Below are 15,292 nucleotides of genomic sequence, written 5' to 3'. Positions count from 1 at the left end.
GCCAATGGAAGTGGTCAAAACCGCATTTCCATTTTTCTTGGAAGGGCTTCAAGTCACATTGTATATTTTCATCATCGCGGTCATCGTCGGCTTTCTGATTGGCTTAGTCGTCGCATTGATGCGGTTATCACCATCAAAAATCTTAAACGGGATCGCAATTGTCTATATTGATGTCATTCGCGGAACGCCGTTCATCGTTCAGTTATTCTTCATCTATTTTGGACTCAATTCGCTCGAATGGTTATCGATGGACCGGATGTATGCAGGGATACTGACGGTCGCAATCAATGCCGGTGCTTATTTTGCGGAGATCATTCGAGCTGGTATCCAGTCGATTGATAAAGGACAAACAGAAGCTGCGCGTTCACTCGGGATGACAGGGCGTCAAACGATGGTACAGATCATCTTACCGCAAGCATTCCGACGGATGTTACCAACGATTACGAACCAATCGATCATCAGCTTAAAAGATACATCGTTGCTGTCGATCATCGGAATCGCTGACTTGACGCAACAAGGTCAGGTTCAGCAATCGACGACGTTCGAACCATTTATCGTCTGGTCTGTCGTCGGATTGATGTACTTCGTCATCATTTATCTCTTGTCCTTAGTGGCGAAGTTCTTGGAACGGAGGTTTACATTACGATGAGTATCATTGAAGTGAAGAACTTAAAAAAATCCTTCGGTTCGAATGAAGTCTTAAAAGACATCAACGTCTCGATTGCAGAAAAAGAAGTCGTTTGTGTCATCGGTCCGTCGGGATCTGGGAAAAGTACGTTTTTACGCTGTTTGAATCGATTGGAAGAGATCACGGGTGGCACGGTCATCGTCGATGATTTCGACATTACGAGTCCAAAGGTCGATATCAACAAGGTCCGGGAAGAAGTCGGGATGGTCTTTCAACATTTTAATCTCTTCCCACATAAGACCGTGCTAGAAAACGTCACGCTCGCACCGATTAAAGTGCGTAAATCGGATAAAGAACAGGCGAAACAGCGGGCACTTGAACTACTCGATAAAGTCGGATTACGTGAAAAAGCGGATAATTATCCAGGTGAATTATCTGGAGGTCAAAAACAGCGGGTCGCGATTGCCCGCGCGCTTGCGATGAATCCGAAAATCATGTTGTTTGATGAGCCAACGTCAGCGCTTGACCCGGAAATGGTCGGTGACGTGCTTGCCGTCATGAAACAGCTTGCCCTTGAAGGCATGACGATGGTCGTCGTGACCCATGAGATGGGATTTGCTCGAGAGGTTGGAGATCGCGTCTTATTCATGGATGGTGGCTATATCGTCGAAGAGAACGTGCCACAAGCATTGTTTGATTCTCCACAACACGAACGGACGCAATCGTTCCTTAGTAAAGTCTTATGATGGAACCGGCGTATCTAAATGCGGATACGCCGGTTTTTTGACGAATCATAAATAACTGGCTAAGCGCTCATAAGAAAAACTTATACATTTAAGCGCAAGAATTTGGGAATTCGAAATGCACACACAGGAAAAGAGTAGTAATATAGTAACGAAGGCACTTTCATGGAAGAATGACACGATCATTCCTTCTCATGACGTTCAGCGTTTTATTCATGCAATTCCTTTTGAAAGCGCTAACAGGTAGAGGGCTGGAAACACATCGAGTATCCACTGGATGTGTGGGGAGAAATATAGAAACGGGGGGAACCGTACATGGCAGGCCACGAGCAAGATCAACAAGCATTCTATGGACCAAACCTTGGCTACATCATTGAATTGTACGAGCGTTTTTTAGAAGACAAGACATCCGTTGATGAGGAGACACGTGCTTATTTCGAAGAGCATGGTGCACCCGTGACGGAACCAGTTGTACCGATGCAAGTCGAGACAGGAGATTTCGAAAAATATCTTGCGGCGAATCGTTTAGCGGAACAAATTCGTGCAAAAGGACATCTTGCGGCGGATATCTATCCGCTGAAGGACCATCCGCGAGAAACAGGATTATTCGAATTGAGTCAGTACGGATTGACAGAAGCAGATCTTCGAAAAATGCCAGTCTCACTCGTCTGTCCTGAACCACCAACTGGTGTACAGGACGCGTTTGAAGGCATCGAACATTTAAAAGCGCAGTACACGGGAGCAGCCGCAGTTGAGTTCCAGCATGTCGACGATCTCGATGAAAAGAAATGGCTCCGTCAGAAAATCGAGCAAGGTGCTTTGACAGCGACGCTAGATGCTGAACAAAAGAAACAGTTGTTCAAACGCTTAGCTGAAACGGACCTCTTCGAAAAATACTTGCACAAAACATACGTTGGTCAAAAACGCTTCTCGATTGAAGGACTTGACGCGATGGTGCCATTGCTCGACACAATCGTCGGACACCTCATCTCGAACGGGTCGGAGACGATCAATATCGGAATGGCACACCGTGGACGGTTGAACGTTTTGGCGCACGTACTCGGGAAGCCGTATGAAATGATCTTTGCTGAGTTCCAGCATGCACCAAACCACGACCTCGTACCATCTGAAGGCTCGATTGGGATCACGTACGGTTGGACGGGCGACGTGAAGTATCACCTCGGTTTAAACCGAAAACTTGAGCAAGAGACACGTAACGTGCGGATGACGCTTGCGAACAATCCGTCGCACCTTGAGTTCGTCGACCCAGTCGTCGAAGGCTTCACACGTGCGGCACAAGATGATCGCTCACAAAAAGGAGCACCACGCCAAGAGCAAGCGGCTGCTGCTGCGATCCTGATCCACGGTGATGCAGCGTTCCCAGGTCAAGGAATCGTGGCTGAAACATTGAACTTAGCGAATCTCAAAGGATATAACACCGGCGGAACGATTCATATCATCGCGAACAACACGATCGGCTTCACGACGGAGCCGACGGACTCCCGTTCGACGCGTTACTCGAGTGATCTTGCCAAAGGATATGAGATCCCAGTCTTCCACGTCAATGCGGATGAGCCGGAAAGCTGTCTCGCTGTCGCGTTGCTCGCGAGCGAGTACCGGGCAACGTTTAAGAAGGATGTCATGATTGATTTGATCGGATATCGTCGTTTTGGTCATAACGAAATGGATGAACCGATGAATACGAACCCGGTCTTATACGATTTGATTCATAAACATGATCCAATTCGTGTCTTGTACGGGAAAACACTTGTCGCGAACGGGGATGCGACAGCTGACGAAATTCAATCGATTGAAACATCGATCAATGACCAGATGAAAGCAGCTCGTGAAAAAGTACCAAACGTCGAGAAAGAGTATGGTGGGGTCATGCCGGACGTCGTCTTTAAAGGCGTTCCGACCATCGAGACAGGGGTCTCGATTGAAACATTGACGGCGTACAATGAAGAATTATTACAGTGGCCGGACGGCTTCCAAGTGTTCCATAAACTTGAGAAGGTCCTGAAGCGCCGGACGGATGCGTTCTCAACGAAGAACGGAATTGACTGGGGACATGCCGAAACATTGGCGTTCGCTTCGATTCTCTCAGATGGAACACCCATCCGCTTGAGCGGTCAAGATTCTGAACGGGGAACGTTCGCACAACGGAACATTAATCTTCATGATGTGAAAACAGGAGAAGGCTTCTCGCCACTCCATGCCTTGTCAACGGCAACTGCATCATTCTCGGTCTACAACAGTCCGTTGTCTGAAGCAGGTGTACTTGGTTTTGAATACGGTTATAACGTCTTCGCTCCGGAAACACTTGTATTATGGGAAGCGCAATATGGGGACTTTGCGAACTCAGGTCAAGTCATCTTCGACCAGTTCATCTCAGCTAGCCGAGCAAAATGGGGACAAACGTCAGGTCTCGTCATGTTGCTTCCGCATGGTTATGAGGGGCAAGGACCAGAACACTCGAGTGGTCGTTTAGAACGTTTCTTGACGTTATCGGGTGAGAAAAACTGGACGGTCGCGAACGTGTCAAGTGCTGCCCAGTACTTCCACCTGTTGCGCCGACAAGCAGCGATTCTCGGGAAAGAGGAAGTCCGACCGCTCGTCGTCATGACGCCGAAGAGTCTCTTGCGTCATCCGCTTGCGACATCCGATGTCTCTGAGTTGACGGAAGGTAGTTTCCAACGTGTCATCGAACAAGCTGGACTTGGCGAAGCACCAGATCGTGTTAAACGTCTTGTGTTCTGTTCTGGTAAGATGGCAATCGATCTAGCAGAAGCCGTTTCAAAATCAGATGAGAATCTCGATTGGCTACAAATCGTCCGGGTCGAGGAGTTGTATCCGTTCCCGGCGAAAGCCTTACAAGAAGTCATCGCGCGCTATGAAGCCGTCGAAGAGATGGTCTGGGTACAAGAAGAACCGAAAAACATGGGGGCTTGGTCCTTCATGGAACCTCGACTTGAGACAGTCGCACCGAACGGCATCCAAACCGTCCGTTACATCGGTCGTCGTCGTCGTTCTAGTACAGCAGAAGGTGACCCGTCAGGTCATAAAGTAGAGCAGGCACGTATCATCAATGATGCACTCACAGCGACTGTTTCTACTCCAACAGCACCATCACACGTATCAAATCACACATCATAACTTAAGATAGAATCGAGTCATAGGGGGAGAATACGATGGAAATCAAAGTACCAGAACTTGCCGAATCAATTACTGAAGGAACGGTGGCGTCTTGGTTAAAACAACCAGGTGATCACGTGGAAAAAGGGGAAGCCATCGTTGAGCTCGAGACAGATAAAGTCAACATCGAAGTACCGTCAGATGAAGCAGGTACGTTGACGGAAGTGATGGCTGCTGAAGGAGATACAGTTCGCGTCGGGGAAACGATTGCTGTCATCTCTGCTGGTGGCGAGGCTCCAAAACCGGCTGCGGCAGAACCAGTACAAGAAACGCCAAAAGAGACACCAAAAGCAGAAGAAAAAGCGGAACAACCGGTGGCTGCAGCAGCGACTGAAAGTACATCTGTTGCGGATCGTCCGATTGCTTCACCTGCTGCCCGTAAACTGGCTCGTGAAAAAGGAATCGATTTAGCGCAAGTGGCGACGCAAGATCCACTTGGTCGCATCCGCGTCCAAGACGTCGCGACGTTTGAAGTAGCACCACGTGAGCAAGCAAAACCGGCTCCTACGAAACCCGCTACACCGGCACCAGCACCTGCAGCCGCTCCTGGGAAACCGGAAGAGCGAATCAAGATGTCACGCCGTCGTAAGACGATTGCGAACCGACTCGTTGAAGTTCAACAAACGGCAGCGATGTTGACGACATTCAATGAGATCGATATGTCAGCGGTCATGGCACTACGTAAACGTCGCCAAGAGAAATTCGTGAAGGAAAACGAAGTCAAACTCGGCTTCATGTCATTCTTTACGAAAGCAGCAGTTGCAGCACTTAAAAAGATGCCATACTTGAATGCTGAGATTCAAGGGGATGAAATCGTCCTGAAGAAATTCTACGATATCGGGATTGCGGTCTCAGCACCGGACGGTCTCGTCGTTCCTGTCGTACGTGATGCGGACAAGAAGAACTTCGCTGAGATTGAAAAAGATATCATTCAACTCGCTGTCAAGGCGCGTGACAACAAACTCGGTCTATCTGATTTGACGGGTGGTACGTTCACGATCACGAATGGTGGTACGTTCGGTTCACTCATGTCGACACCGATCTTAAACGGTCCACAAGTCGCGATTCTAGGGATGCATGCAATCAACTTGCGTCCTGTCGCGATTGATGCTGAACGGATGGAAAACCGTCCGATGATGTATGTCGCACTCTCCTACGACCACCGAATCGTTGATGGAAAAGAAGCCGTTACGTTCCTGAAGCACATCAAAGATTTGCTTGAAGATCCAGAGTCATTGATTTTCGAAGCGTAAGTTTCAAAAAGACCCGTTTGATCGAACGGGTCTTTTTCTATGTCGTAATAACACTTTGTCATCAAATCACGAAATGACATTTACATTTTCTCTATATCAGCTTCATACATACGACTTAGGATAGGTATTGTAAGAATATTTCAAGGGGGAATCAATTATGTTGAAACAATTTGGGTTAACGATGGCTGCAGGCGCGATATTAAGTACAGGTTTTCCGACAGAAGATGTCGGTGCACAATCAAAAGGAAAATCATTGCTCGATCCAAATCGAATCATCAACGTCGCTCACCGCGGAGCTTCAGGGTATGCACCAGAGCATACGATGCCAGCTTATGAAATGGGACATAAGACATTCAAAGCGGATTACATCGAGATTGACTTACAGATGACAAAAGATGGTCAATTGATTGCGATGCACGATGAAACGGTTGATCGGACGACAGATGGGACGGGTGCTGTCAAAGACAAGACACTTGAAGAAATCAAGAAGCTTGATGCAGGAAGCTGGTTCAATGAAGTAAACCCTTCACTTGCTCGAAAAGAGTACGCTGGATTAAAAGTGCCGACACTTGAAGAAATTTTCTCGACATATGGAAAGCATGCGAACTATTATATTGAAACAAAATCGCCAGAGGTTTATCCAGGTATGGAAGAGAAGTTATTGAATACCTTAAAAGCTTATGATTTATCGAGTGATCGTGTAAAACCGGGTCAAGTCTTAATTCAATCGTTCAGTGAAGCAAGTCTTCAAAAAGTCAAAGCCATGGATCCGAATGTACCGCTTATTCAGTTGATGGAAGCGAACGAAGTCAAGGCATTGACGGATGATCGATTGACTGCAATCCGTCAGTATGCGGTCGGTGTCGGTCCTTCCTTCAAAGCGTTGACACGTGAGAACGTCTCAGCGATTCGCGCGCATGATTTATTACTTCACCCGTATACTGTCAATGAAAAAGCGGATATGGTACGTATGCTTGATTATGGTGTTACAGGTGTCTTTACGAACTATGCCGACCGTTTCAATGATGTCGTGAAAGGGCTGTACAAAAAATAAAGTAAAAACGAAACAGTACTATTTCTTCTTTCGAACAGGAAAGGAGGAATAGTTTTTTGTTTTTAAAACTCGTATTTTAAATCCAATATTTCATTCCATACGTAAACCCTATAGAGGTTTATCAGAATTTCGAATCATGAGACAAAACAATGTAGTCAGTTTCGTATTTCATGGTACGATAACAGTGCAGTTTTGGGAAGGAATGGAGTGAGGATCGTGAGAATTACACAGTATACGGATTATGGACTACGTGTGTTGATGTATCTCGGGGTGCACCGGGATGTTATCACACCAATGCCGCAGATTGCCAAGCATTATGGCATCTCATCCAACCATTTAATGAAGGTAACACAACAATTAGCGAAACTTGGCTATGTCGAATCAACAAGAGGTCGGTCAGGCGGACTCCGTTTGATTCGTGAGCCAAAAGACATCAACATCGGGAAAGTCGTTCGGGAGATGGAACCGATGGATATCGTCGAGTGTTTTGGAAGCAACGGTCATTGTGTCATCGAACCAGGATGCCGTCTAAAAGGTGTGCTCGGACGAGCGCTTCGAGCTTTTATCCGGGAACTGGAACAGCATACATTAGAAGAATTGCTAGATAATCGTGATGAGTTGGCACTCTTGTTTGCTGCCTCATCTTTACAGCGTTCCTAATCAAAAAACCCTCGCTTCCGTGAATGGAAGCGAGGGTTTTGTCATAGCGATATTTATACATCATCTTGACGTTTCTTTGGTTCCACATGTTCTTTGTTCTGGGACAAGTCGTCTCGAACAGACGATTTCCATAGCGGCACATTGCTGTAATATGCAGCACGAGCGATCAGATGTCCTCCAATTGGTGCTGTGATGAGCACGAACAGAATGCCGAGAACGACACGAGAGGAGAAGAATCCATCTTCAGTGACGAAATAGATGATGACGCCGATTAAAATCGACATGACACCTAATGTCGCGCTTTTAGATGCAGCGTGAGCACGCGTATAGACATCCGGTAAGCGGATCAGACCAAGCGCGGTGACGAGACTAAATCCCATACCGAGCAAGGCGAAGACCGCGACGATCAATTCATTGGTTGCGATCACGTTCGATGATCTCTCCTTTCTCGATATATTTTGAAAAGGCAACTGTACCGATGAAGGCGAGTATACCAATCAACAGGATGACTTCGAGGTAGTCGCTCGTCCGTAAGATGATCGAGACAAGTCCAACGATTGAAATCAAGCTGATACCAATTGAATCAAGCGCGATGACACGATCCGCAACACTTGGTCCTTTGATGACCCGGTAAAACAGACCAAGCATCGAGAGAAAGACACCCCCGAGTGCGATATAGATTAAAATATCGAACATCACCGACTCACCTCCAGAATGGCTTTCTCAAAACTATCACGAATCGAAGCGACCGCTTCATCGACCTCTGGCATGTGGAGTGCATGAATGTAGAGTGTCTTATTATCATCCGAGATATCAACGACAAGCGTTCCCGGTGTCAGCGTGATCAGCATTGACAGCAACGTGATTTGCCACGGTTGATCGAGTTCGGTCTCATAGGCGAAAATACCAGGTTGAATATCTAACTTCGGCTTTAAAATGATTTTCAAGACATCGATGTTCGCGACGACAAGCTCGTAGAGAAAGCGGAAAAACAATAGGACGAGTGCGACGACAGGTCCGAGATAAAAGCGACCTTTGAAGCCGCGACGGAAAGCGAACATCGCAATCAGCCCTAGCGCGTAACCGATGACGAAACCGGAGGCCGAGAAATTGTTTGAGAGAAACATCCACAAGAATGCAAGAAATAAGTTGAGCAAGACTTGAAATGCCATGAATTAACGACCTCCTTTTAGTACGGCATCGATATAGAGCGTTGGATTCGTCAACGGTTCGACGGCTTGTTGAATCAGTGGACGCATCGCCTCAGCACCTACTCCATAGAGAATGCTGAGCGCAACTAAGACAATCGTAGGAACTAGCAGCTTGGGAACAAGCGCTTGTTTATCACCCGAGTAGGTCTTCGGTGTTCCCCAAAAGGCACGCATGAACAATTGAACGACGGAATACAAGACGAGCAGACTTGATAGTAAGACGATGATCGGTCCAATCAACTCACCAGCTTCAATACCACCACGAACAATCAGGAATTTCCCAATGAACCCGCTGAGCGGTGGAATCCCGGCAAGTGATAACGCCGCGATGAAGAACGTCCAACCTAGTACAGGATAGGTTTTGATCATCCCTCCCATATCTTTCAGTTTACTCGAGCCGGCAATTCCGACCATGATCCCTACGAGAAGGAATAAAGCGGCTTTGATCAACATATCATGAAGAAGGTAGAAAATCGCACCTTCTAGTGCTTGCGGTGTCATGAGGGAAACCCCGTACAAGATGACCCCGACTGCGACGATGATGTTGTAGATGATGATTTGCTTCGCATCCCGTGTCGCAAGCGCACCGATCACCCCGATGATGATCGTACTGAGAGCAAGGATACTTAAGATTTGATGAATCGTTCCAATCTCATTTGAGAAGAACAAACTATACGTCCGTAAAATCCCGTAGACCCCGACCTTCGTCAGCAAGGCACCGAACAGAGCAAGAACAGGCGTCGGCGGTACTTGATAAGAACCAGGTAACCAGAAGTAGAGCGGGAAGATCGCACCTTTTAATCCGAAGACGATCAGGAATAACAAGGCGATGACGTTTAGGATTGCCGGCTGTCCGACCTCTGAAATCTTTTGACTGATATCCGCCATGCTGAGTGATCCGATGATTCCGTACAAGAAGGCAACCGTCATGACGAATAATGCGGACGAGATGACGTTGATCAAAAGATACTTCAGCGATTCTCGTAATTGTGCCGGTTTCCCGCCGAGAACGATCAAGACATAAGACGAAATCAGGAAGACTTCGAAGAAGACGAACATGTTAAAGATATCACCTGTCGTAAAGGCACCATTGACACCAACGAGCAGGAATTGAACGGCGATGAAATAGTAGTATCGTTGATAGGAAACGCTCAAGTAGACAATGGCATACCAGATGATACAAAGAACAAGAATGCTCGTCGTCGTGACGAGTAAAGCGGATAGTATGTCAGAGACGAGTGTGATACCAAAAGGTGCTGGCCAGCTACCGAGTGTGACTGTTAAGATGCCGTTCGACCGGACAGTCAGCACAAGATAGATGGAGACACAGACAGTCAAAATCGTCGAAAAGAGGGAAACGATTCGTTGTCCTTTGAGGTGTCTCGGGAAAAACATCAAGATGACACCCGTCAACAAAGGGATGATGATTGGTAGTAGCGGTAAGTTAATCATTCGAATCGGTTCCTTTCATCTCTTCGATATTATCGGTTCCGAGTTCTTGATAGGCACGATAAGCGAGTACCAAGAAAAAGGCAGTGACACCAAAGCTGATGACGATGGCGGTCAAGACGAGTGCTTGCGGTAGTGGATCCGTATAGGAAGTCACGCCGTCCTTTAAGACCGGAGCCGCGCCTCGTTTTAATCCACCCATCGTCATGACGAGTAGATGGGCAGCGTGGCTGAGCAACCCTGTTCCGATGATAATGCGAAGAATACTTTTCGAAAGAATGAGATAAATGGCACACATCGTCAGGATGCCTGCGGCGATCGCCATGATGATTTCCATATTAATCACTCTCCCCAATCGTTTGAATAATCGTCATCGTCACACCGACTACAACAAGATAAACACCAAGATCAAACAACATCGCCGTATGAAGTGATGTCTTACCGAATAACGGTAGGTTGAAATAGTCATGTGCATGTGTGAAGAACGGGACGTTAAAGACAAGCGCTCCTGAAGCCGTCAGTACGGCAATCAACATGCCAAGAGCCGTGATCCATTTGTAGTCGAATGGCAAAATCCGGCGTAACGTCTTGATGTCGTAAGCAAGTAAGATCAAGACAAGAGCAGACGCCGTCACAAGACCACCAATGAAACCGCCACCTGGCGTATAGTGTCCAGCAAAGAACAAGTAGACAGCAAACAGGAAGATGATGAACGTGATAAAGGAAGTCGCGGACTCTAAGATGACGTCATTCGTATGCTTTTTTGTCTGCTTTTTCATTTATCCATCCCTCCTGTTCGTCTGAATTTAATCATCGTGTAAATTCCGATTCCGGCAAGTGCGAGAACGGCAATCTCAAACAACGTATCAAAGCCACGGAAGTCGACGAGAATGACGTTGACCATATTACCGCCAGCGGCAAGATCAGCGACATTATCGATGTAATATTTGGCGATTGAAGTAAACGATCGTTGGCTGAGAGAAGCAAGTGCGACGAGTGTCACCGTCAATCCGACGAGTGCCGAAATCAAGGCGTTGCCGAGCTTGAACGGAATGCGCTCTTCTTTCCGGCTGATTTCCGGTAAACGATAGAAAACGAGCAGGAACAGAGCGACCGATACTGTCTCGATGACGAGTTGCGTCAAGGCAAGGTCTGGCGCTCGGAACAAGACGAAGAACAGAGCGACCGTATAACCTGTTACACCGAGCAAGATGATCGATGTCAGTCGTGAACGCGCAAAGGTGATCGAGAGTGCACTCGAAACGAGAACGAGTGCAAGGATGATCTCATACGCGTCAATCGAGCTGATTGGATCAACCGCGAAGCGGAAGGCATCAAACCCGTATAATGCCGTCAAGATCAAGATGACGATGAATCCGAAGATGTAGACGAGATACGACCGCATGTATCCGGTCATGACCGTATCATGGATTTTTGTCGATGTCTGTTCACCACGACGTAACAAGGCGTCATATTGATGATTCAAGGAGACGGCACGTGGTATCCGGTTGTAAAGCGATTGCCAGCGTGGCAATGTTTTATACAAGATGACGCCAGCACTGATGATCACGAGTGTCAGGAATAATTCAGTATTGAATCCGTGCCACATTGAAATATGCACATCAATCTTGCCACCGGCATCAACGACTTGCGGTAAGATCGCTTCGACTGCTGGTCGGATCAACGTATCCGATAATATATTCGGGAAGAGTCCGATGATGACGACAAGCGAGACGAGGACGAGAGGTGGAATCAACATGCCAATCGGTGCCTCGTGTGGTGTTTTCGGTAACTTGTCGTCTTGACGCTTACCGAAGAACGTTCTGCGGACGATCAAGATGCTATAGACGAATGTAAAGATACTTCCGACGACGGCGAGTACAGGAATGATCCAACCGTAAGAAGGTAAGTGGAACAAGTCAGATCCTGAAACTTCAAGTACACCTGTCAAGAACATCTCTTTACTTAAGAAACCATTGAATGGTGGAATCCCCGCCATCGAAAGGGTCCCGATCATCGCAATCGTCATCGAAATCGGCATGAGTTGCGCAAGACCACCGAGCTTCCGAATGTCGCGAGTACCAGTCTCGTGATCGACGATTCCCGCCATCATGAAGAGACTGCCTTTAAACGTCGCGTGGTTGATCAGGTGGAAGATCGCAGCGACTGTCGCAATCGTATATAATCCGTCATCTAACGCGTCAACGTGCAAGGCGGCTGCTCCGAGTCCGAGCAAGGACATGATCAATCCAAGCTGAGAAATCGTCGAGTAAGCAAGGATTCCTTTCAAATCATGTTGTTTCACCGCATTGAGTGAACCCCAGAATAAGGTGAATATTCCGACAGATGAGACGAGATAGAACCAGAGCGACTCATCCGCAAAAATCGGACTGAAACGAGCGACAAGATACAACCCTGCCTTGACCATCGTTGCCGAGTGCAAGTAGGCGCTGACAGGGGTCGGTGCTTCCATCGCATCCGGTAACCAGATGTGGAACGGAAATTGAGCCGATTTCGTGAAGGCAGCTAGCAAGAATAAAACGAGGGCGACCGAAAAGAAGGGTTCACCTTGAATCGATTCAAGCGACGCATAGGTCTCACGAATACTTAACGATCCACTGAGTGTTGAGAGAATCGCGATTCCCCCAAGCATCGCTAGTCCACCGAAGACGGTGATCAGCATCGATTTTTGAGCGCCGTAACGAGAACGTTCCCGCTCGTACCAATAGGCGATCAATAAGAACGACGAAATCGACGTTAATTCCCAGAACAGATAGAGGACGATCATGTTATCTGACAGCACGACGCCAAGCATGGCGGTCATGAACATCAACAGATAGACATAAAATGTTCCGAGTGATTCTTTTTTCGCATCTAAATAAAAAATCGAATAAAGAACGACGAGTGAGCCGATTCCTGTGATCAATAGTGCGAACAATAAGCCGAGTCCGTCGAGATACGTGACGAAATCGATACCGAGCGATGGTATCCACGGCATGCGTGCCGTAAAGGTCTCACCTGACATCGTACCAGCGAGAAAGCGGCTGAAATACGAAACGAGCAGTACAGGTACGACAAGTACAAACCAACCGGTATGAATGTTCGGAAGGCGTTTCGCTAGAAGCGGAATGAAAAGACTGATCAATATGGGCAGTAAAATAGCCCCGTGCATCACGGACACGAAATTCCCTCCTTTGTGACATCGACGACCAAAAATGAAAAAGGGACGCGAACGCAAGCTGTTGAAGCTCGGAACTGTCCAGTAGAAGACACGATTCATTTTGTTCGTCGAAGATGTTTCTGAATCAAGTATAGCGTACTTTTTTCCTTCTTGCATGACGTGAAGCGTTGAAGCATAAGGGATAGAGCCATTTTCTCTCTTGATTATTAAATATGTAGGAACACGGCAGAAATAGGCTGAAATTTTTTTTGATTTTTTTCAAATAACACGTTGATCCATGAGAAGAATGATTCAAACTCAAGTAACTCGGGTACATCTATCTAGAGTACAACTAATGACCATAGAGGGGGAACTTTCATGCGAGCAACATTCAAGACAGGTGTCATTTTAGGTGGTTTAGCGGCGATTGCGACAATCGCCTATCAACAATACCAACAACGAAAAACGACTTCAGACGATATTGACCATCGTCCAAGTGTCGACGCGAAACGCGATCCGGCTGAAGTCGGACTGACACAACTTGATTCCATTCATCGGGCAGATTGGCAAGCGAATGGATTCCCACAAACGCACGCAGAACTCGAACGCCTCGAGCGAGAAGAAAATTAAAAAAACACGTCTCTCGAATGAGAGGCGTGTTTTATGGTCATTAAGCACTTGTTGTGACTAGGGCACGTGTCCGTTCACTGTGTGCAGTATAAGAAGAAAGATGTTCGAATTGATAAAGCGTTAAGGTCGCTGTGCGACGTTGACCGGTACTCGATTCTAGCATTAAATAAGCTTCATTGAAGTCTGTTCCACCACCATCATAGCGGATGTGTGCCGTAATCGTTCGTCCATCTGTTGTCTGCATATAAATATCGTATCCTCCGAAATCAACGCGCTTAAAGCTAGTTGCCTCGCTTACGATGTGTTTGAATGTTTCGATTAAAGAATATGTCATCGTTCGTTCCTCCTTTTATTTCTTCAAAGCAAAATAAGTTATAATCAACTCCGAATATTACTATTCCCATTAAATTCAAGAAATAAACATCATAAATGAATCTTTTTTAGTTCTTGTTATGAAACGCGTTTCATACTTTATGATGAATACAGACGGTGCGTGACCGATTCTGGGCGTTAACCGATATAGAAACTATAATCAAAAGACAAGGGGATGGTCGTGACCATCCCCTTGTCTTTTTGATTATAGTTCTACGTTGTGATAGACCTGTTGCACATCCTCAAGATCTTCCAGTGCATCGATCATTTTCTCGAATTGGGCGACGTCGTCTTCAGACAACGCGACTTCGTTTTGAGCGAGCATGACGAGTTCGGCAAGTGAGAACTCGGTGATCCCTGCAGCTTTCAACGCTTCTTGCACAGCATGGAATTGTTCCGGCTCAGCGTAGATGATGACAGATTCGTCTTCTTCGAGGATATCGCGCACATCAATATCCGCTTCCATCATCAATTCGAGAACGTCATCTGCAGTTTTACCTTCGAAGGCAAAGATTGCCGTCGCATCGAACATATAAGCGACGGATCCGCTCACGCCCATGTTTCCGCCATTTTTTCCGAATGCAGCACGGACGTCAGAAGCCGTCCGGTTAACGTTGTTCGTCAACGTTTCGACGATGACCATTGAACCGCTTGGACCGAATCCTTCATATCGTAAGACATCGTAGTTTTCTTCCGCTCCACCTTTTGCTTTTTCAATCGCCCGATCGACGATGGCACGTGGCACGTTGTATGTCTTCGCTCGTTCGAGAACGACCTTTAATGCTTGGTTTGATTCTGGATCGGGTTCACCTTGTTTAGCCGCTACATAAATCTCACGACCGAACTTTGCGTAGATCCGACTCGTATTTTTGTCTTTTGATGCTTTTTTTTCCTTGATGTTGTTCCATTTACGACCCATTTCGTATCCACTCTCTTT

16 protein-coding genes are annotated in these 15,292 nt (G+C 46.9%); 7 read left to right on the top strand and 9 right to left on the bottom strand.

The window, feature by feature from the left end; all coding sequences use genetic code 11:
- Positions 1–4 precede the first annotated feature (4 nt).
- From N179_RS05770 to N179_RS05745, 6 genes are all read left to right on the top strand, one after another.
- Positions 5–649 carry an amino acid ABC transporter permease gene (locus N179_RS05770; RefSeq protein WP_023468550.1) on the top strand — a complete coding sequence of 215 codons (645 nt, stop codon included), beginning with the start codon at positions 5–7 and terminating at the stop codon, positions 647–649.
- Positions 646–1,374 (top strand): amino acid ABC transporter ATP-binding protein, encoded by a 729-nt coding sequence (locus N179_RS05765; RefSeq protein WP_023468549.1) that lies wholly within the window; start codon positions 646–648, stop codon positions 1,372–1,374. Before N179_RS05770 ends, N179_RS05765 begins: the two co-directional genes overlap by 4 nt.
- A 312-nt stretch (positions 1,375–1,686) precedes the next feature.
- The gene (locus N179_RS05760) at positions 1,687–4,527 is read left to right on the top strand and encodes a 2-oxoglutarate dehydrogenase E1 component (RefSeq protein ID WP_055968445.1); all 2,841 of its coding nucleotides are present in this window, start codon (positions 1,687–1,689) and stop codon (positions 4,525–4,527) included.
- Between the two features lie 35 nt (positions 4,528–4,562).
- Complete coding sequence (odhB, locus tag N179_RS05755; RefSeq protein WP_055968443.1) at positions 4,563–5,819, top strand: 2-oxoglutarate dehydrogenase complex dihydrolipoyllysine-residue succinyltransferase; 1,257 nt, start codon at positions 4,563–4,565, stop codon at positions 5,817–5,819.
- A gap of 157 nt (positions 5,820–5,976) precedes the next feature.
- The gene (locus tag N179_RS05750) at positions 5,977–6,873 is read left to right on the top strand and encodes a glycerophosphodiester phosphodiesterase (protein WP_075642498.1); all 897 of its coding nucleotides are present in this window, start codon (positions 5,977–5,979) and stop codon (positions 6,871–6,873) included.
- A gap of 216 nt (positions 6,874–7,089) precedes the next feature.
- Positions 7,090–7,533, top strand: coding sequence for an Rrf2 family transcriptional regulator (locus N179_RS05745; protein WP_023468545.1), 444 nt, complete (start codon positions 7,090–7,092; stop codon positions 7,531–7,533).
- Positions 7,534–7,586: 53 nt separating this feature from the next.
- Here N179_RS05745 and mnhG read toward each other — a convergent pair whose 3' ends face one another.
- Genes mnhG through N179_RS05710 form a run of 7 tightly spaced genes read right to left on the bottom strand, consistent with a single transcriptional unit; the run spans position 7,587 to position 13,374 of the window.
- The gene (gene mnhG / locus N179_RS05740; RefSeq protein ID WP_023468544.1) at positions 7,587–7,961 is read right to left on the bottom strand and encodes a monovalent cation/H(+) antiporter subunit G; all 375 of its coding nucleotides are present in this window, start codon (positions 7,959–7,961) and stop codon (positions 7,587–7,589) included.
- A complete protein-coding gene (locus N179_RS05735) occupies positions 7,945–8,181 on the bottom strand; it encodes a Na(+)/H(+) antiporter subunit F1 (protein WP_369792030.1) in 237 nt (78 codons plus the stop codon). Before N179_RS05735 ends, mnhG begins: the two co-directional genes overlap by 17 nt.
- A gap of 47 nt (positions 8,182–8,228) precedes the next feature.
- Complete coding sequence (locus N179_RS05730) at positions 8,229–8,705, bottom strand: Na+/H+ antiporter subunit E (protein WP_023468542.1); 477 nt, start codon at positions 8,703–8,705, stop codon at positions 8,229–8,231.
- Between the two features lie 3 nt (positions 8,706–8,708).
- Entirely contained in the window at positions 8,709–10,196 is a 1,488-nt protein-coding gene (locus tag N179_RS05725) for a Na+/H+ antiporter subunit D (protein WP_075642497.1), read from the bottom strand.
- Positions 10,189–10,530, bottom strand: coding sequence for a Na(+)/H(+) antiporter subunit C (locus N179_RS05720; protein WP_023468540.1), 342 nt, complete (start codon positions 10,528–10,530; stop codon positions 10,189–10,191). The genes N179_RS05725 and N179_RS05720 overlap by 8 nt, the downstream gene beginning before the upstream one ends.
- A gap of 1 nt (position 10,531) precedes the next feature.
- A complete protein-coding gene (locus N179_RS05715) occupies positions 10,532–10,972 on the bottom strand; it encodes a Na(+)/H(+) antiporter subunit B (RefSeq protein ID WP_023468539.1) in 441 nt (146 codons plus the stop codon).
- Positions 10,969–13,374 (bottom strand): Na+/H+ antiporter subunit A, encoded by a 2,406-nt coding sequence (locus tag N179_RS05710; protein ID WP_075642496.1) that lies wholly within the window; start codon positions 13,372–13,374, stop codon positions 10,969–10,971. Before N179_RS05710 ends, N179_RS05715 begins: the two co-directional genes overlap by 4 nt.
- 357 nt (positions 13,375–13,731) lie before the next feature.
- On the opposite strand from N179_RS05710, the gene N179_RS05705 reads away from it, so the two are divergent.
- Positions 13,732–13,983 carry a hypothetical protein gene (locus N179_RS05705; protein ID WP_023468537.1) on the top strand — a complete coding sequence of 84 codons (252 nt, stop codon included), beginning with the start codon at positions 13,732–13,734 and terminating at the stop codon, positions 13,981–13,983.
- A gap of 40 nt (positions 13,984–14,023) precedes the next feature.
- Here the strand turns inward: N179_RS05705 and N179_RS05700 are convergent, their stop codons facing one another.
- Both N179_RS05700 and N179_RS05695 read right to left on the bottom strand, forming a co-directional pair.
- A complete protein-coding gene (locus tag N179_RS05700) occupies positions 14,024–14,317 on the bottom strand; it encodes a hypothetical protein (RefSeq protein WP_023468536.1) in 294 nt (97 codons plus the stop codon).
- A 243-nt stretch (positions 14,318–14,560) separates the two neighbouring features.
- A complete protein-coding gene (locus tag N179_RS05695) occupies positions 14,561–15,274 on the bottom strand; it encodes a YebC/PmpR family DNA-binding transcriptional regulator (protein ID WP_023468535.1) in 714 nt (237 codons plus the stop codon).
- Between the last annotated feature and the right edge of the window lie 18 nt (positions 15,275–15,292).

The sequence above is a fragment of the Exiguobacterium indicum HHS 31 genome (assembly GCF_001939065.1).
Classification (GTDB): domain Bacteria; phylum Bacillota; class Bacilli; order Exiguobacteriales; family Exiguobacteriaceae; genus Exiguobacterium_A; species Exiguobacterium_A indicum.
This window is presented reverse-complemented; position numbering and strand designations above follow the sequence as displayed.